We start from the raw sequence: 15,792 nt of genomic DNA on the forward strand, positions 1-15,792 counted from the left end.
CCCAAAAATTGCGCAAATCTTGGACCTAACAAGCCGGTCATCCGGTGGATGTCGGTTAATGTCTCGCGAGAAACTTTTGCTGAACGGAATGCACTTCGATGAAATCCAAGCGCCGAAAATTGAATTCCGCCGCCAAGCCGAACAAGGAAACCAAGCTCTCGCGCACCCATGCGCCCGCCGGTCTTTCCCCGCTGGATTGGCAACGGGGCTTGCGCCGCCAATTCGGCCGCGAGCAGGCCTTCGGGATGGAAAATCTGGGCGGCGAACCGTTTTTCTCCGAGTTCCGGATCACCAATCCCGCTTCGAAATCCGGCTATCGCGTGGCGATCCGCGGCTTGGGCCCGGGCGGCAATTTTTGTTCATGTCCCGATTACGCGACCAGCGAACTGGGCACCTGCAAGCACATCGAATTTACGCTCGCCAGGCTTCTGAAAAGACGTGGCGCCAAAAAGGCGTTCGCTGAGGGACGCCAGCCGGCCTTTTCCGAATTGTATTTGCGCAATGACGGCCGTCGCTGTGTGCATTTTCGCGCGGGGACGGATTGTCCGCCGGTTTTGGCCAAGGCTGCCGCCGGTCTGTTCGACGCCGGTCGCAACGGGATGCTGGCGGAAAAGCGCTTTGGCGAGCTGGAGCATTTCATGGCCGCAGCATCGAAGAGCGGCCATGAGCTGCGCGCCTACGACGACGCGCTCGATTTTGTCGCGGGTAGGCGTGATGAGGAACGGCGGGTTCTTGTACTGGAAAGGCTGTTCCCGCAGGGCGCTGCCGATCCCAAGATGACAAACCTCCTCAAGGTGCCGCTTTATCCTTATCAGGCCGAGGGTGCGCTGTTCGCGGTGCGTGCTGGCCGCGCTCTGATCGGCGACGACATGGGTTTGGGCAAGACCATTCAGGCGGTTGCCGCGGCGGAAATACTCGCACGGCATTTTGGCACCTCGAAAGTGCTGGTTATCTGCCCAACTTCGCTCAAGTACCAGTGGCAGAGCGAGATCATGCGTTACTCCGGGCGACAGGGCGAAAACGCGGCCCGCGTTCTTGCCGGCGGCCGGGCGCAAAGGCAGAAGGACTATGCCCTAGACGACTTTTGCAAGATCACCAACTACGAGAAACTGAAGCCCGATCTGGACTTGATTACCGCCTGGGCGCCCGATCTCGTGATCGTCGATGAAGCGCAACGGGTGAAAAACTGGAACACAATTGCCGCGCGCGCCTTGAAGCGCATCGATAGCCCTTACGCGATTGTGCTCACCGGGACGCCACTGGAAAACAAGCTGGAGGAATTGATTTCCATTGTCCAGTTTGTCGATCAGCACCGCCTAGGGCCAACCTGGAAGCTCTTGCACGAGCATCAGGTCAAAGACGAAGCGGGGCGCGTCACAGGCTATACCGGGTTGGAGAAGATTGGCCAAACGCTGGCGCCGATTATGATCCGCCGGCGCAAATCCGAGGTGCTGCGGCAACTACCTAGCCGGACCGACCAGAACCTGCTGGTGCCGATGACGCAGATGCAGATGCTCTATCACCAGGAAAACGCCGACGTGGTGGCGAGAATTGTCCAGCGCTGGCGCAAGACAAGGTTCCTGTCGGACAAAGATCAGCGGCGGTTGACTTGTGCCCTGCAGAATATGCGCATGTCGTGCAACAGCACCTATCTGCTCGACCGGGAAAGCGACCACGGGGTCAAGGCCGACGAATTGGCGGCGTTGCTAGATGACCTGTTCGTGCAGCCTCAGGCCAAAGCGGTGGTGTTTTCGCAATGGACGCGGACTCAGGACATTGTCATCCGCCGGTTGGAAGCGCGCGAGTTTGGTTACGTCAGCTTCCATGGCGGCGTGCCGCCGGAAAAACGGCTGGCACTGGTTGAGCAGTTTCGAGACGACCCGGCCTGCCGCGTGTTCCTATCCACCGATGCCGGTAGTACGGGCCTTAATCTGCAGCATGCTTCGACGCTTGTGAACATGGACTTGCCTTGGAACCCGGCAATTCTCGAGCAACGCATCGCGCGCATCCATCGTTTGGGCCAGAAGCGGCCGGTTCAGATCATAAATTTCGTGTCAAAAGGCACCATCGAAGAGGGCATGCTTTCGGTGCTGGCGTTTAAGCGCTCCTTGTCGGCAGGAATTCTTGACGGCGGTACAGGCGAGATATCGTTCGGCGGGTCGCGCCTCAACCGCTTCATGAAGGACGTGGAAAACGTCACTGGGAGTATGGGCGAGGGCGAGGCTATGACCCCGGCTGAAGAAGCGAGGAATTTCGTCGCTGCCGATGACGCCGGATCCGTGGAAAATGTGGATGCGATTGTAAACATTGGCGCTGGCGAGACGGCGACCGCACGGATTGACGGGGCTGGAGCATCACCTCGCGATGCAGGCCCCGATCCGTGGCAAGCATTGGTGCAGGTCGGTGCGCAGTTTATTGCCGCTCTCGCGGCCGCCAACGATCCCAACGCTCCGGCGCATCCATGGATTGAGCGCGATCCAGCCACCGGCGCGCAAAACCTCAAAGTGCCACTGCCCCCGCCGGAAACCGCGAGACAACTTGCCAATGTGCTTTCGGCGCTCGCGGACAGCATGAGGGACAAGTTTGCGTGATGGGCGGCAGCTAAACGAATGATCGCTTCAGTTGCCAGGTCGGTGATGAAACCTCTGACCGCGCGACAGACAGCAGAGGAATTGTCACATCGGTCTGAACCGTTCCTGCTATCTTTCCGGCCGCCCGATTTGCGGAGGTAATTTGACCGGACATGTCCGTCTCAGACGTACGTCTGGCAAGCCTTGCGTCAGAATCTTTGCGACGCTGGTCGATCCAGGCTTCCACCTCCGCGAGATCCCAGACGACGCAGCGGGGTGTAAGATTGAAGCGACGGGGAAATTCGCCGCGGCGCTCCATTTCGTAAATCGTGGTGTCTGCAAGCGGTACGACCAGTCTGAGTTCCTTTCGGCGCAGCATCCTTTTCACGCGGTCGAGTGAATTGAAACTTGGAATGTCGAGAGGGGACAGCGGTCGCCCCATTTGAACTTGAGCCAAGGTCATTCTCCATGACGGGGAGCCAAAGGACTCTCCCTCGGCAGATCTCCCATCATGACAATCTGCTCAGACCTCTCACTCTCGCTTCAGCATCGGAGATCGGCGCCGCCGTTGTTTCGGCTAACCTGGATTGCTATCACTCCGAATGAGATGGGGTGTCGTGATACCGTGGCGTAGTTTGGCGTCCTCTCGGATTTGAGTGTTTTCTGACGGTAGAAACAACGGTGTTTGGATTTCTCTGATTTTTTAAACCAGCAAAATCAACGCGATAATTGGCTCGTTTACAATCGAGTGGGAGTAATCGCAGCCGTCCGGCTTTAATCCCCGCCAATCAGCCGGTGTGCCTTGCGACCTCCGCGCTCGATCGAGGCCGGTGCCTCGTCCTTGTCGATGAGCGTGCGCGCCATGCCAAGGCAGCGCTCTGCCAGTTCGGCAGCGCCTTTCGCGAGTTCTTCCGAGTGGGCGACGATGCGGACGTTGTTTTCCATGTCCTCATGCGTCCAGCCGCGCGAGTGGGCGATGTAGGGGAACTGCGGGAAGACGTAGCCCAGCTCACCGAAGAAGCCGAGCATCTGGCCCGCCACCGACTGGATGTTGTCCTGCCCCCCGATGATGATGAAGCCTGCCACCTTGTTGCGGATCAGCACGCGGTTGTGGATGGTGATGGCGTTCTGCACGCAGTTCAGTCGCTCCGCCATCTTGAAATAGAGCGAGGAGGCGGCACCCCAGCGGATTGGCGTGGCCACGATGATCGCATCGGCCCAATGCACCAGCGCCTCATAGACCTGATCCATCTGGTCCTTCGAATCCATCTGCGTGATGGAGCAGGGCCAGGTGCAGGCGTGTGCGGCCTTCGAATAGTAGCCCTCGCAAGTGCGGAAGTTCAGGTCATTGAGCTTGATGGTCTTCGTCTCGGCGCCGCTCGCTGCCGCCGCAGCAACTGCCGCCGCGAGCACGTGGTCCGAGCCGGAGAAGCGCGGGTTCTTCGCGTCCATTGCGGTGGTCGAGAGGCCGAGCAGGCGCAGCGGGCCGGGTTCGCGCTTCACGGGACGCGCCAGCGGATGCGGCGCATGCGGCGACTTCACCCGCGGTGTGGCATTGGCGAGGTCGACCAGCACCCGCCCGTTCTCCACCTTCACGGGGTATGAAGGCACGAAGTCCGTCTCGCTGCCGGGCTCGCCCTGGCCTGAGCAGCGGTGATATTTCCAGCCATGCCACGGGCAGACGACGTAATCCCCGTCCAGCTGGCCTTCACCCAGCGGGCCGCCGACATGGTTGCAGGCATTCGACAGGACGCCGAAGGCGCCATCTTTCCAGGTGACGGCCAGCGCCGTTCCGCCGGCGCGCACGCGCGACACGGGTTGGGCGCGCAGGTCTTCTGCCGCGCCGATGTCCATCCAATTCGCTTGCGTCATGCCTCTTGCCTCCTGCCGAAACCAGCGCAGCCTAATCCGCATCGGGGCAGGCCAGAAGCGGAATTTGCAACACGAATTCCTGTTCTTCGTGGTGCAATCATTCATGCATGATGAAGCGTTTCAGAAACCGCCGAAGTGGTAGGCCACGCCCGCGCGCACGACGTTGGTCTGGAGCGTTTGCTTGTAACTGTACTTCAGGTTTTCCGCGCCCTCGGTCACCGTCACGAGGTTCAGGTCCTGATTTCCATACCAGCCATGGAGATATTCCGCCTTGAGGGAGATATTGTCGGTGAGGAGGAATTCGGCTCCTGCGCCCAGTTGCCAGCCGAATTCCGTGCCGGAGTCTCCGCAGTCGACGGCGCTGCCCGCATACTCCGAGCGGAAGTAGCCGCAGAGATCGCTGCCGATGTCCATGCTCAACCAGCTCGGCCCGCCCGTCACGTAGATGAGCCCGCGCTCCCCCACGAGCGCACCCAGCCGCGCGCGAAACGAGGCATCCCAACCAAATGATGTATCTGTGGTGACATCGCCGGGAATATGGCTTTTCCCCTCGGCATGATCCCAGTTGAGGTCAGCCTCGAGGCCAAGGACGACCCTGTCCAACCGATAGTTGAAGCCGAGGTAACCGCCGGCAGAGGCACCATCGAGGAGATTGTCCAGCACGTCGAGGCCGCTCGGCACGCCGTCGTTATTGCTGCCGCCAAGACAGCCTGAGACTGGCGACAGGGCGCCGGTAATGCAGAAGTCTGCGTCGCTGCCCGTTCCCTTCAGATTGCCGGCCTGGGCGCCAAGATAGAAGCCGGTCCAAGGATCGTTTGCAGGAACAGCAATGTCAGCGCCGAACGCCGGAAGCGTTGCCGCGGAAACGGAGAGCAGAAAGCCGCTGGCCAGCGCCGGAAGGTGGCGGAATTGCATTGTGGTTCCATGATAGGCTCTTGATTCACGAGGAGCGACCTCGGTGTTTCTACGATAAAGCATCCAGGCCAACAGACAAGCCATCGATTTCAAAACGTCTTTGGAAATCAATTGTTAACCATTGGTGACTGCGTGATGCAGGGGGCATTGCCCGAGATGGAATGCGAGAGCTGCATCGCACATGGCAATCACCGCCGAAATCGGCTTCAGTGCAGCGAAGAAATGCTGAAGGAGCGGCTGGCATGCCCGCAGACGAACATCACGGCCGCATGGCGGATATGGAGCGGCGGATCGCCGAACAGGATCGGGTGATCGCCGATCTGAACGACATGGTCGTCGCACAGTGGCGAAAAATCGACAATCTGGACCGCCGCCTGGGCGAATTGCGCGAGGAGTTCGACGCGTCGGCAGCAGGCCGACCAGACGGGAGGGAGCCGCCGCCACCTCACTACTGATCAGGCGGATTACTTCTCCACCGGCAGCAACTGCATGTGGCACATCCCATCCGCCCACAAGTCGTCATGGGTGTTCTGCCGGGTGAATGTCAGCACCCTCCAGGGCACGTAGGAACCGTCTGCGAGCACATAGCCGAGGTCCTGCATCTTCCGGTCCCACTGCGTTCCATCGACGAGAACCTTCCCGTCCGCCAGGTTCTTGAAACAGGGAAACTCGATCGTCTGTGACTGGGTGACCGCCGCCTCGGCGGGCAGGCCGGCGAGTGCCAGCAACAGACTCATGTATCGGACGCGGCGCATGGGTTTAAGCCTCGGCGCGAGGTCCTGCCTTGTCAATCACGTCGATCACGAATTGACGCCGCACCTCACATTGCCGGACGCCACTGAGACCATCGCGGATGGCGTCGCGCCGTTTCGCGAGCACGCATGCATCGTTGAAAACAGCATGACCATGCAATATTGAGTTGTCTCGAAGCCTGATGTGTTCCGTGGGGCTGGCGGCCCGGCCCCGGATCATCTAGAGGCGTTGCAACAGGTGGCGCTTGCCGCCGTTCGGAACCACGGAGCATGGCATGAACAAGCGGCAGGTTGCACTGGGTGTCTTCGCGGGCTTGGCGGGAGCGGCCCTCATCCCGGCAACCGTTGGCGCAGCAGGTGGCGCGGGTGAAGTCGATGCCAGGGCGGCCATTCTCGGCTGGCTTGACGCGCTGGCCAGCCATGATGCCGCAACCGTCGCCAAGGTGCTGGCGCCTGAATTCCAGATCATGCGTTCCGACGGCAGCGGCTACGACAGCACGAACTATCTCGCCAACCTTCCCAAGTTCAATGGCGAGCCTGAGATCATGGAGCTTGCCTTCGGTGCGAACGGCGACCTGCTCGTCGCCCGCTACAATCTCAAGCTCGAGCAGAAGATTGGCGACAAGCCGGTGCAGTCTCTGGCGCCGCGCCTCTCGGTGTTCCGCAAAGACGCCGCAGGCTGGCTGATCGTGGCGCATGCCAATTTCGCGCAGATCGGCTGACGGCGAACACCGTGATGACATCCGAGATCATCAAGGAACTCACCCTGCAGCTTTCCACCATCACGGAGGGTGTTGCTGCGCTCGTCATCGCCATTGCCGTGATCGAGGGTGTGTTCCGCACGCTGCTCGTGATCCTGCAGAGCTTTTCGCCCGCCGGGTCCTCCGCCTCGCATGAGGCGAAGGAAGACGTGCGGCTGCGGCTTGGGCGGTGGCTGGCGCTGGCGCTGGAATTCCTCCTCGCCGCCGACATCCTGCGCACGGCGGTGGCTCCCACCTGGTCGGAAATCGGCCAGCTCGCCGCGATCGCCACGATCCGGACGGCGTTGAACTTCTTCCTGCAGCTTGAAATAGATCGGGCGGAGCAGCGCAAGTCCACCCCGCCCGAAGCGCGCGTCGGCTAGGTCATTTCGGCGCGAAGACCGTCTTCCAGTCGTCCTTCATGCTGACGACGGTCCAGCCGCGCTTCGGGGCATCTTTCAGCGCCTCGACCAGCGTGCCGCTGCTCTTCGGGTTCACGTCATACTGATATTCGCGTTCGCCGTCGGTGTGGCGGATGATGACACCGAGGCTCGGGCGTGGATTGGCGATGGTGCCATATTCCAGCATTTCCTTGTCGCCGTCGCTGTTGCCGAAGACCGCAATCGGACGCTTGCCGATGAACTGGTAAATACCGGCAGGCTTTCCCGCCTTGTCGTCCACGAACAGGTTGTCCATCGTCTTCACCAGCACGGGCCCGCTGTCGCGCAGTTCATATTTCACCCGCGCCGTGGAACCGACCACCTGTCCTGGCGGGATGCCATAGACGCGGTCGCTCCACACCCGCATGAAATCGGCGCCGCCGCCTGACACGATGTAGGTGGTGAAGCCATTGGCGCGCATGAAGGCCAGCACCTCCTGCATCGGCTGGTAGGTGAGCTGGTCATAGAGAACGTCGAAGCGCGGGTGCTTCGCCGTGGCGATCCAGGCCTCGACCGCCTTCGCGAATTCGTCGGTCGTCATGCCGGAATGAGTGATGTTGATGATCTGCAGCAGGCCTTCATGGTGGGGCCCGGCCATCAGCTTGTCGTAGTCGCCTGCGAGCAGTGCCTTCACCATCGGGTCGGCGGCGATCTTGGGGTCCTCCGCGGCGTGCCGCTTGGCCTCGTCGACCGCAAAGGCCATCTGGAAGGGAATCGGGTTTTCAGGCCACAGCACGCCATCATTGTCGAACACCGCGATGCGCTCGCTCTCCGGCACGAAGTCAGGCGCCCCCGGCGTGGTTACCTTGGTGACGAAGTCGATGATCGCGCTTTTCGCGGCCCCATCGTTCCATGAGGGCAGCGGGTCGGCGGCGTGGGCATAACCCGCCGAAAGCACGGCGAGAACAAGGACAATGAACTGAACAAAGAGATTCTGGCGTCGCGTCGCGAATTCCGTGATCATCCTGCTGGTCCTTCTCCGATGCATGCACTGTCGAATCTAGCGGGGGCGGAGAAAAGCAACTGTTGCGAGCCGCACAATCCGATCCGGAGGTCACATGACTGAACCGCTGCATGAACTCACGTTGTCCCGTCTCATTGCCGCCCCGCGCTTAGCCGTCTGGCGCTGCTGGACCGAACCGGAGTTGATCAAGCAGTGGTTCACGCCGCGGCCCTGGACGACCCCCGTTGTCGAGACCGACCTGCGGCCGGGCGGTGCCAGCTACATGCTGTTCCGCGGTCCCAATGGCGAGGAGTTTCCCAACCGAGGTGTCTATCTTGAAGTGGTGCCGCAGCAGAGGCTGGTGTTCACCGATGCCTATCTCGAGGCATGGGTGCTCTCGGCCGAGCCTTTCATGACGGCTGTCGTCACCTTCGCCGACGAGGCGGGCGGCACGCGTTATGAGGCGCGCGTCCGGCACTGGTCGGAGGCCGCCATGATGCGCCACGAGGAGATGGGGTTCCACGCAGGTTGGGGCAAGGCGGCCGACCAGCTCGAGGATGAGGCGAAGAGGCTCGCCGCCGCCTGAGCTACCAGTTGCGGGAGGAGAAGATATAGAGGCGCAGCGCGCCGTTGCTGCCGATCTGAACGCCTGCCACCTGCCACGGCTTCACGTGGTTCTTGGCGAGTGCCGCGGCGGTCACGGGATTGGCGGCCAGGTTCCGCTGCAGCTTGGCGACACCGGCGGCATTGCGCTGGGTCATGATCTTGAATTCCTGCCAGTCGGGAATATCACCCCGGAACATCGGCACCGTGGGGATGTCGAGACGGATGACGCCGACGCTCGGCACCTTCTTGATGCCGGGAACCTGGTTGGCGCGCTTGCCCGCCATCTGAATCGACGAGGTGGCCCATTGCACGTCAATGTTGGTCACCTGCGCCTGTGCGGGCGGGATCGCAGCCGGAACGGCGATGCCGAGAAGGGCGATGGCGATGGCGAGGGCCTTGAGGGTCTTCATGCTAACTCCCGGATGCGGTCAGGCTTCAGTCTAGTCGCCGGAGGAAGCCCGTTCAAATGGCATTTTTGGGGCTCAGAGATCGGCTTCGTGCAGCGACTGAAGGCTCATGGCCGGTTCGATGTTGCGCAGGCCGTCGATCACCCCGTGCAGGAAGTTCTTGAGCCCGGGGCGGAGCCGCGCCGGCACCGCCGACTCGTCTCCCAGCAGGAAGCTACGGAAAGAGAAGCGGCGGTGGGAGATGAGCACGCGCAACTCCCCCTCGATCTTGTCGATGACGATCAGCGGCCCCGGCACCCCTTCGGGCAGCGAGGTTCCGACGAAGCGGTTGATGGCCGGCACCAGCAGGTCGGGCTGCAGCATGTCCTCCAGCGCCACGGCCATCTTCAGTGAGGCCGGATCGCGGTCGACCAGGAACAGCACGCAGACCTGGAAGCCCTTGGCCTTTGCCGCTTCCGCCAGCGAGGCTTCGTTGGCGGACTCAAGGAAGCGGGCGAGATGTGTCGCCGGAACGTCGATCACATAGTCCCGCCCGGCGCGCGCCAGCAGGATGTCGAAGAGCTTCGCCCGGCCCTTGTCGTCAGTGATGTCGATGAGTGCCGTGCGGCCCGGAAAAAAGGCGCGGAGTGCACCCTCGGGCGCGCCGAGGTCAAAGCAGAAGGGATCGCGTTCCTCGATCAGCAGGTGGTCGGTCAGGGCCCGGGCCAGCAGCGTCTTGCCGTTGCGGCCACGGTCCGAGCAGATGATGTAGATGGTCGGCGGTGCGGGCATTGGATCGGCTTCAGTCAGTGTGCCCGTTGGCAGGTAGGCTGATTCGTCCCCGCGACGGATGGCGAACAAATAGCATGCCGTTTCTCCGTATACGTCCGGTAAATATCTCCGCCAGCGGGACTGGCGGAGACACAGTGGTCTCAGTGCAGCGGAATGAGGGGGATCCCGGCAAGTCCCAAAGCAAAGCTGTCGATCGCTGCCGCCGCTGTGAACCCCCCGATGGCGAGGGTGGAGCCCCTGCTGCCGCTCAGTGCGGCGGCCGGCGCGATCTGTATGAGGTGCAGCGAGAAGAAGTGCGCAGGGCGAAGGTCGCCGCCGGTTGTCGACCAATGGAAGAAGGGAAGGCCCGTTGCATCCGTCTGGTCGCCGCCAATCCAATGCGAACCCATGGCGCTCAGCGTCGCCGCGGTGATGATGGTAAGTGGAGCGGCAATGATGAAGGACCAGCCGACGGTCTTGGCGAGCAGCGTGCCCGGCCCCTGGCGTAGGATGAGAGAGCCCACCCATGCGGTGAAGACCACCACCGAGACGGCGCCCACGCCCATCATCGCATAGCCCACAGCACCCCATGGCGTTTCATTGTAGTGCGAGGCCTCAAGGCGCGTGGCGCGGAATGTGATGTAGACGGTCTCGTAGATCATCATCGCCACCATGATGAACGCGAGTGTCCTCACCCTGGTGCTGTTGCGGGTCTTCTCCGGCAGCAGCAGCAGCGCAGCAGCAACCGTCAGCAGGTGAAGCCCGATAGAGCCAAAGAACTTGGCGGGCTTGATCCAGACATTAATGCCGTTGAACAACCTGTCGTCGACCTGCGTGAGACCGATGCACACGGCGCAGAGCACGAGGAATGCGATACCGGTGTTCCACATTGGTGGATTGGCCCGGTGCAGCGCTCTCAGCGATGGCAGGGCAGGGTAGAGGGCGGAGGCAAGGTAGGTCACGCGGTGGCTTCCTTTCGGGCAATGAGCAGGAACTGGGCCATCACGAAGCCGATGGGGCCGAACATGAAGGCCATGGGCAGGATCAGGATGAGCAGCAGACGGGAGCGCTTGGCTTCCATCAGGCGTCGCGCCATCAGCGCGCCGATGAACAGGTCATAGGCGAGGTAGTGAACCCAGCCGGCGAGCGCGACCCATGGCCAGGTGAAGAGCTTCTGTACTTCGGCGAGGCTATCGAAGCTGCCTTCAGCGTCCCACCAGAAGACGGCGATGAACACCGTGTAGGCCGCCGCCAGGATGAGCGGGATCCATAGACCGGCGATGGTGTCACGCAGCAGTGGCTTGTCCAATACGATGCCGAGGACCAGAAGAAGCCAGCCTGCCATCGCAACTGCGCTGCTGACTGAGAAGAGTGTTTCCGGCAATAGGACCTCCTTGATGTGCGTCTTGGAGGTTGTGTAATGCCAATAAATTGTCACCGTCAACATAAATATTGACGCTGTAAATATTTTGTGGGAAACCATGATCCATGGCAAGCGCGTCACCGAACAAGCGGCCCTACCATCATGGCGACCTCTCTGAGGCTCTGGTGCAGGCCGGAATCGACATCCTCACCGAGGGCGGCATCGGGCAGTTCACGCTTCGCGAATGCGCCAGGCGGGCGGGTGTCTCGCATGCCGCGCCGAAGAACCATTTCGCCACTGTCGATCACCTCAAGTCCGAGATCGGCGCGCGCGGCTTCGAGCAGATGGTTCGCGAACTCGCGGTGGCCGCGGATGCGGCAACCGGCCAATCCGCCGACTCACGTTTCGTTGCCATGGGCATTGCCTATGTTCGCTTCGCCACCGCCAACCCGGCCGCCTATCAGATGATGTTCCGCGACCAGCAGGGCTTCGCGTGCACGCCGCGCTTTCTCAAGGCAGCGGAGGCCGCCTGGGATCAACTGGAGGAAGCTGTTGCGGCTGTCATCGGCTTGGACCGCCCGGACGTTGAGGCACGTGCCGCCCATGCCTTCGCGCTCGTCCATGGTTTCGCCAGCCTGATCATCGATGGCAGGCTGCCGCCGGACCTCGCCACCGATCAGGTCATCGCGCAAAGCCTCGAAAGCCTGCCCGACGCCCTGCGCGGGGTTGGAACCGCCTGAGTTATCTGGCACAAGCAAGTGTGGGAGAAGGATAACGCGACATGACACTGCTCTACATCGGCAGCCTGCTGTTCGGCGGCAGCCATCTCTTTTCGATCCTGTTTCCGGGCTTGCGTGACAGTTTCAGCGCGCAGCTGGGCGAAAGGGCCTGGAAGGCGCTCTATGGCGTGGTGTCGCTCGCCGGCCTGGTGCTGATGGTGGTCGGCTTCCGTCAGGCCCGCGCCGAACCGGACATGATTTATGACGGTCTGATCGGTCTCAAGCACCTCACCATGCTGCTGGTGCTGCTTGCCTTCATCCTGATCGGCGCCTCGCACGGCAAGGGCTATCTCAAGAAGTGGCTGCACAATCCGATGTCGATCGGCATCGTGCTGTGGTCGGTCGGGCATCTTCTCGTCAATGGCCAGCGCAGCGCTCTCTGGCTGTTCGGCACCTTCCTCGTGGTTGGCCTCGCAGACATCATCATGTCGGAGATCCGCGGCAAGCGTGCCGACTACATTCCGCGAGTCCGCTCTGACATTTTGGCCGTGGTCATCGGCGTCGTGCTCTATGCCGTGTTCCTCTTCGGCTTCCATCCCTATGTTCTTGGCATTCCGGTGGTCTGATGTTTCTGCTCGCCTTTGGTGTCTTGTTCACGGCCGCCCTGCATCTGGTGGCAGCCGCTCCTTCGCTCAAGGCCCGCATCAAGCAGCGCCTCGGTGAACGCGCCTATGGCCCGCTCTTCGGCATCGCCTCGATCATCGGCATTGCCATCATTGTGCTCGGCTGGCGCTCATCCGATTTCGTCGCCGTGTATGATCCGCCGAGCTGGGGCCGCCACGCCAATTACCTGCTGACGCCCATTGCCTTCGTGTTCCTCGGTATCTTCCTGTTCCGCGGCAGCTGGCGGCAGAAGGTTCGTTTCCCGATGGCGTTTGCAGTGATCTTCTGGGCGATCGGGCATCTGCTCGCCAATGGTGACCTCGCCAGCATCATCCTGTTCGGCGGCTTCCTGGTTTATGCCATCCTGCATATCGTCATCGGCACGCTCAACGGCGTGCGACCGTCGCCGGTGGTGCGCGAGGGGCACAATCTGCTCTCCGTTCTCGGCGGTATCGCTCTCTATGGCATCATGACCCAGCTGCACATGGCGCTGATCGGTGTTCCGGTCTTCCAGCTCAACTGATGCCCTTGCCGATCTGACGCGGCGGGACTAGGCTTCAAGGCATGTCGCAGCATGTTGCCACGCGCCGCCTGACGGCGCCGGAAATCACCGCCCGCAAGGGCCGGGAACCCATCGTCTCGCTCACCTCTTACCATGCTCACACTGCGGCAATTGCCGACAAGTATGTCGACTTCCTGCTGGTGGGTGACTCGCTCGGCATGGTGATGCACGGCTTCGAGTCCACACTTCCCGTGCCGCTGGAGCTGATGATCCTGCATGGTCGCGCCGTCATGCGTGGCGCCAAGCACGCCCTCGTGGTGGTCGACATGCCCTTCGGGTCCTACGAGGAAAGCCCGCAGCAGGCCTTCCGCAATGCCGCGCTGGTGATGAAGGAAACGCAATGCGGCGCCATCAAGCTCGAGGGCGGCAAGCGCATGGCGGAGACCATCCGTTTCCTCACCGAGCGCGGCATTCCGGTGATGGCGCATATCGGCCTCACCCCGCAGTCGATCAACATCCTCGGCGGTTTCAAGACACAAGGCCGCACGCGCGAGCAATGGGCGATCATCGAGGAAGATGCGCAGGCCGTCACCGAGGCCGGCGCTTTCGCCGTCGTGCTCGAGGCCATTGCCGAGCCGCTGGCCGCGAAGATCACCAAGTCCATCCCCATCCCGACCATCGGCATCGGTGCATCGCCGGCCTGTGATGGGCAGATCCTCGTTATGGAAGACATGCTGGGCTTGAGCCCGCGCGTGCCGAAGTTCGTGAAGGAGTTCGGCAAGGTGGGCGCTGCCATCGAGGGCGCCATCCGCATGTATGCCGAGGACGTGCGCAGCCGCGCCTTCCCTGGGCCCGAGAACACCTACGAGATGAAGGACTAGCTTCCGCCGCCATCATCTTGCCGCCACAGGCGGGCACTAGGGGTGATCCGGAGGTAGGCTTTCATGACCATCACACGGCGGCAGTTCATGGGAGGCGCACTCGCCATTGCGGCGTTCGCGGCGCCCGCGCAGGGCCAGGTGCTCACCGCCGATGGCTTCATCGAACTTCATGCGCAGAAGGCGACGCTCGGCCTGCTCGAGGCTGGGGCCGGCAAGACGGAGGCCTGGCTGCTGGGTCCGGGGCCTGGTCCCGCCGTCATCCGCGCCAAACAGGGCCAGCCCCTGAAACTCCGCTTCATCAATGATCTTGACCGTGAAATCTGGCTTCATTGCTTCGGCGTGCGCGGCCCGACCGAGCTCATGACCATCAACGTGCCGCCGGGTGCCGACCATGCGGTCGATTGCGTTTTCACGCCGCCCGATGCCGGCACCTTCTGGATCGCGCCGATGTCCGAGCAATCGCGCATGCGCGACATGGGCCTCAGTGCCGTGCTCGTGGTGGAAGAAGCCGTGCCAATTCCGGGCATGAGCGACCTCGTCATGGTGCTCGACGACTGGAAGCTTGCAGACGACGGTTCGGTCGCAGGCAATTTCGGCGACGTCGAGGTCATGGTGGGCGAGGGCCGGCTTGGCAACTGGTTCACCATCAACAATCGGTTCCGCCCGAAGCTGGACCTCGCGAAGGACGGCTATACGCGGCTGCGCATCCTCAATGCGGCCAATGTCCGGACGATGTACCTGCTGTTCAAGGGGCAGGACCCGCTGCTCATCGCGCGTGATGGCCAGCCGGTGAAGCCTGAGGCCTTGCAAGGCAAGTCCATTGTGCTGGCACCCGGTGAGCGTGCCGACCTCCTTATCAGCGCCAGCGAGGGTGACATCGGCCTCGCGCTGGACCTGTTTGAGGACGTGGCAGAGATCGGCTATCTCATCGCCCCCAAGGGCAGCACGAAGCCCGCGGCGCTGGCAGACAATTTCGCGCTTCCGCCCAATCCGGTGAGCCCGCTTTCGTCGCCCGAAGCGATGCGCAGTGTGACCCTGACGCTGGAGGGCGGCATCAAGGGTGGCCTCTCCGCGGCGAAGCTCAACGGCGAGATGCGCGACCTGCGCACGCTTCTGGAGAATGGCAAGGGCTGGGCCATCAACGGCGTCGCGGGCCCCGCCGCCGAACCGCTCTTCACCGCGAAGAAGGGCGAGACCATCCGCCTCGACATCGAGAACAGGACTGCCTTCGCCCAACCCCTTCACATTCATGGCCATGGCTGGAAGGTGGTCAGCGAGGAGCCGCCGGGGCCGTTCCTGGACACGGTGGTGGTGCTGGCCGGGCAGACGGTCAGCGTCGCCTTCACAGCCGATAACCCGGGACTGTGGGCTTTGCACTCCCTGGTGGCGGAGCGGGCGGATGGCGGCCTCATCGGCACCTTTACGGTCACCGAATGAGCCGCACTTAACGCAACGTTTACCGCCACGTCCCAGCATCATTCGAATAATCTTGGGTCTGGGTGGGATCATGCTCTTCGAGGTTTTGGGCTTTCTTTCCGGTGTCGCCGGCATTGGCGCCGCCTTCTGGCTGCTCTACGCGCGCGACAGCAGCCGGGTCGTCGAAGGCGTATATGGGGTGCGCCGCGGGCGCCAGCGCGCCTGAATTGCCTTGATTTGGCCCCGGGGCTGA

General features: G+C 62.1%; 21 protein-coding genes. 12 read left to right on the forward strand and 9 right to left on the reverse strand.

Annotated elements, in window-relative coordinates:
* Positions 1-98: 98 nt before the first annotated feature.
* Positions 99-2,591, forward strand: coding sequence for a DEAD/DEAH box helicase (locus tag WCJ41_RS08595; RefSeq protein WP_336905439.1), 2,493 nt, complete (start codon positions 99-101; stop codon positions 2,589-2,591).
* A 10-nt stretch (positions 2,592-2,601) separates the two neighbouring features.
* Here WCJ41_RS08595 and WCJ41_RS08600 read toward each other — a convergent pair whose 3' ends face one another.
* From WCJ41_RS08600 to WCJ41_RS08610, 3 genes are all read right to left on the reverse strand, one after another.
* Positions 2,602-3,027, reverse strand: coding sequence for an AlpA family phage regulatory protein (locus WCJ41_RS08600; RefSeq protein ID WP_336905440.1), 426 nt, complete (start codon positions 3,025-3,027; stop codon positions 2,602-2,604).
* 317 nt (positions 3,028-3,344) lie between these two features.
* Entirely contained in the window at positions 3,345-4,442 is a 1,098-nt protein-coding gene (locus tag WCJ41_RS08605; protein ID WP_336905441.1) for a Rieske 2Fe-2S domain-containing protein, read from the reverse strand.
* Positions 4,443-4,562: 120 nt separating this feature from the next.
* Complete coding sequence (locus WCJ41_RS08610; protein ID WP_336905442.1) at positions 4,563-5,468, reverse strand: outer membrane beta-barrel protein; 906 nt, start codon at positions 5,466-5,468, stop codon at positions 4,563-4,565.
* Between the two features lie 131 nt (positions 5,469-5,599).
* On the opposite strand from WCJ41_RS08610, the gene WCJ41_RS08615 reads away from it, so the two are divergent.
* The gene (locus WCJ41_RS08615) at positions 5,600-5,812 is read left to right on the forward strand and encodes a SlyX family protein (RefSeq protein WP_336905443.1); all 213 of its coding nucleotides are present in this window, start codon (positions 5,600-5,602) and stop codon (positions 5,810-5,812) included.
* A gap of 9 nt (positions 5,813-5,821) precedes the next feature.
* Here WCJ41_RS08615 and WCJ41_RS08620 read toward each other — a convergent pair whose 3' ends face one another.
* Entirely contained in the window at positions 5,822-6,112 is a 291-nt protein-coding gene (locus WCJ41_RS08620; protein WP_336905444.1) for a hypothetical protein, read from the reverse strand.
* Between WCJ41_RS08620 and WCJ41_RS08625 the strand changes: the two genes are divergently transcribed.
* The 3 genes from WCJ41_RS08625 to WCJ41_RS08635 all read left to right on the forward strand — a co-directional run bounded on the left by WCJ41_RS08625 (position 6,111) and on the right by WCJ41_RS08635 (position 7,232).
* Positions 6,111-6,275 (forward strand): hypothetical protein, encoded by a 165-nt coding sequence (locus WCJ41_RS08625; protein ID WP_336905445.1) that lies wholly within the window; start codon positions 6,111-6,113, stop codon positions 6,273-6,275. The genes WCJ41_RS08620 and WCJ41_RS08625 overlap by 2 nt on opposite strands.
* A 109-nt stretch (positions 6,276-6,384) precedes the next feature.
* Positions 6,385-6,831, forward strand: a complete 447-nt coding sequence (locus WCJ41_RS08630; protein WP_336905446.1) for a nuclear transport factor 2 family protein — start codon at positions 6,385-6,387, stop codon at positions 6,829-6,831.
* 14 nt (positions 6,832-6,845) lie between these two features.
* Entirely contained in the window at positions 6,846-7,232 is a 387-nt protein-coding gene (locus tag WCJ41_RS08635; protein WP_336905447.1) for a DUF1622 domain-containing protein, read from the forward strand.
* Between the two features lies 1 nt (position 7,233).
* Here WCJ41_RS08635 and WCJ41_RS08640 read toward each other — a convergent pair whose 3' ends face one another.
* Positions 7,234-8,253, reverse strand: a complete 1,020-nt coding sequence (locus tag WCJ41_RS08640; protein ID WP_336905448.1) for an HAD family hydrolase — start codon at positions 8,251-8,253, stop codon at positions 7,234-7,236.
* A gap of 94 nt (positions 8,254-8,347) precedes the next feature.
* Here WCJ41_RS08640 and WCJ41_RS08645 point away from each other — a divergent pair, with 94 nt between their 5' ends.
* On the forward strand, positions 8,348-8,818 hold the full coding sequence (locus tag WCJ41_RS08645; protein WP_336905449.1) for an SRPBCC family protein: 471 nt from the start codon (positions 8,348-8,350) through the stop codon (positions 8,816-8,818).
* Between the two features lies 1 nt (position 8,819).
* Here the strand turns inward: WCJ41_RS08645 and WCJ41_RS08650 are convergent, their stop codons facing one another.
* The 4 genes from WCJ41_RS08650 to WCJ41_RS08665 form a co-directional block, all read right to left on the reverse strand.
* Positions 8,820-9,248 carry a hypothetical protein gene (locus WCJ41_RS08650; RefSeq protein WP_336905450.1) on the reverse strand — a complete coding sequence of 143 codons (429 nt, stop codon included), beginning with the start codon at positions 9,246-9,248 and terminating at the stop codon, positions 8,820-8,822.
* 72 nt (positions 9,249-9,320) lie between these two features.
* Positions 9,321-10,016, reverse strand: a complete 696-nt coding sequence (locus tag WCJ41_RS08655) for a hypothetical protein (RefSeq protein WP_336905451.1) — start codon at positions 10,014-10,016, stop codon at positions 9,321-9,323.
* A 140-nt stretch (positions 10,017-10,156) separates the two neighbouring features.
* Positions 10,157-10,957: a hypothetical protein gene (locus tag WCJ41_RS08660; protein ID WP_336905452.1), complete on the reverse strand. Its 801-nt coding sequence runs from the start codon at positions 10,955-10,957 to the stop codon at positions 10,157-10,159.
* Positions 10,954-11,478: an abscisic acid-deficient protein Aba4 family protein gene (locus WCJ41_RS08665; RefSeq protein WP_336905453.1), complete on the reverse strand. Its 525-nt coding sequence runs from the start codon at positions 11,476-11,478 to the stop codon at positions 10,954-10,956. Before WCJ41_RS08665 ends, WCJ41_RS08660 begins: the two co-directional genes overlap by 4 nt.
* A 5-nt stretch (positions 11,479-11,483) precedes the next feature.
* On the opposite strand from WCJ41_RS08665, the gene WCJ41_RS08670 reads away from it, so the two are divergent.
* The 6 genes from WCJ41_RS08670 to WCJ41_RS08695 all read left to right on the forward strand — a co-directional run bounded on the left by WCJ41_RS08670 (position 11,484) and on the right by WCJ41_RS08695 (position 15,765).
* Positions 11,484-12,098 carry a WHG domain-containing protein gene (locus WCJ41_RS08670; protein WP_336905454.1) on the forward strand — a complete coding sequence of 205 codons (615 nt, stop codon included), beginning with the start codon at positions 11,484-11,486 and terminating at the stop codon, positions 12,096-12,098.
* A 41-nt stretch (positions 12,099-12,139) separates the two neighbouring features.
* Positions 12,140-12,703, forward strand: coding sequence for an NnrU family protein (locus tag WCJ41_RS08675; protein WP_336905455.1), 564 nt, complete (start codon positions 12,140-12,142; stop codon positions 12,701-12,703).
* Positions 12,703-13,263 carry an NnrU family protein gene (locus WCJ41_RS08680; RefSeq protein WP_336905456.1) on the forward strand — a complete coding sequence of 187 codons (561 nt, stop codon included), beginning with the start codon at positions 12,703-12,705 and terminating at the stop codon, positions 13,261-13,263. The genes WCJ41_RS08675 and WCJ41_RS08680 overlap by 1 nt, the downstream gene beginning before the upstream one ends.
* A 41-nt stretch (positions 13,264-13,304) precedes the next feature.
* Positions 13,305-14,123: a 3-methyl-2-oxobutanoate hydroxymethyltransferase gene (gene panB, locus WCJ41_RS08685; RefSeq protein ID WP_336905457.1), complete on the forward strand. Its 819-nt coding sequence runs from the start codon at positions 13,305-13,307 to the stop codon at positions 14,121-14,123.
* 63 nt (positions 14,124-14,186) lie between these two features.
* Positions 14,187-15,560, forward strand: coding sequence for a multicopper oxidase family protein (locus tag WCJ41_RS08690; RefSeq protein ID WP_336905458.1), 1,374 nt, complete (start codon positions 14,187-14,189; stop codon positions 15,558-15,560).
* A gap of 70 nt (positions 15,561-15,630) precedes the next feature.
* Complete coding sequence (locus tag WCJ41_RS08695; RefSeq protein ID WP_336905459.1) at positions 15,631-15,765, forward strand: hypothetical protein; 135 nt, start codon at positions 15,631-15,633, stop codon at positions 15,763-15,765.
* Positions 15,766-15,792: the final 27 nt, after the last annotated feature.

This window comes from Aestuariivirga sp. (assembly GCF_037139295.1).
Taxonomy (GTDB): Bacteria; Pseudomonadota; Alphaproteobacteria; order Rhizobiales; family Aestuariivirgaceae; genus Aestuariivirga.

Coding starts and splice junctions, on each gene's coding strand:
- WCJ41_RS08655 (WP_336905451.1), bottom strand. CDS start 10,016: ATGCCCGCACCGCCGACCATCTACATCATCTGCTCGGACCGTGGCCGC.
- WCJ41_RS08645 (WP_336905449.1), top strand. CDS start 8,348: ATGACTGAACCGCTGCATGAACTCACGTTGTCCCGTCTCATTGCCGCC.
- WCJ41_RS08695 (WP_336905459.1), top strand. CDS start 15,631: ATGCTCTTCGAGGTTTTGGGCTTTCTTTCCGGTGTCGCCGGCATTGGC.
- WCJ41_RS08635 (WP_336905447.1), top strand. CDS start 6,846: ATGACATCCGAGATCATCAAGGAACTCACCCTGCAGCTTTCCACCATC.
- WCJ41_RS08690 (WP_336905458.1), top strand. CDS start 14,187: ATGACCATCACACGGCGGCAGTTCATGGGAGGCGCACTCGCCATTGCG.
- WCJ41_RS08625 (WP_336905445.1), top strand. CDS start 6,111: ATGGGTTTAAGCCTCGGCGCGAGGTCCTGCCTTGTCAATCACGTCGAT.
- WCJ41_RS08640 (WP_336905448.1), bottom strand. CDS start 8,253: ATGATCACGGAATTCGCGACGCGACGCCAGAATCTCTTTGTTCAGTTC.
- WCJ41_RS08630 (WP_336905446.1), top strand. CDS start 6,385: ATGAACAAGCGGCAGGTTGCACTGGGTGTCTTCGCGGGCTTGGCGGGA.
- WCJ41_RS08595 (WP_336905439.1), top strand. CDS start 99: ATGAAATCCAAGCGCCGAAAATTGAATTCCGCCGCCAAGCCGAACAAG.
- WCJ41_RS08675 (WP_336905455.1), top strand. CDS start 12,140: ATGACACTGCTCTACATCGGCAGCCTGCTGTTCGGCGGCAGCCATCTC.
- WCJ41_RS08620 (WP_336905444.1), bottom strand. CDS start 6,112: ATGCGCCGCGTCCGATACATGAGTCTGTTGCTGGCACTCGCCGGCCTG.
- panB (WP_336905457.1), top strand. CDS start 13,305: ATGTCGCAGCATGTTGCCACGCGCCGCCTGACGGCGCCGGAAATCACC.
- WCJ41_RS08605 (WP_336905441.1), bottom strand. CDS start 4,442: ATGACGCAAGCGAATTGGATGGACATCGGCGCGGCAGAAGACCTGCGC.
- WCJ41_RS08615 (WP_336905443.1), top strand. CDS start 5,600: ATGCCCGCAGACGAACATCACGGCCGCATGGCGGATATGGAGCGGCGG.
- WCJ41_RS08680 (WP_336905456.1), top strand. CDS start 12,703: ATGTTTCTGCTCGCCTTTGGTGTCTTGTTCACGGCCGCCCTGCATCTG.
- WCJ41_RS08650 (WP_336905450.1), bottom strand. CDS start 9,248: ATGAAGACCCTCAAGGCCCTCGCCATCGCCATCGCCCTTCTCGGCATC.
- WCJ41_RS08665 (WP_336905453.1), bottom strand. CDS start 11,478: ATGGTTTCCCACAAAATATTTACAGCGTCAATATTTATGTTGACGGTG.
- WCJ41_RS08670 (WP_336905454.1), top strand. CDS start 11,484: ATGGCAAGCGCGTCACCGAACAAGCGGCCCTACCATCATGGCGACCTC.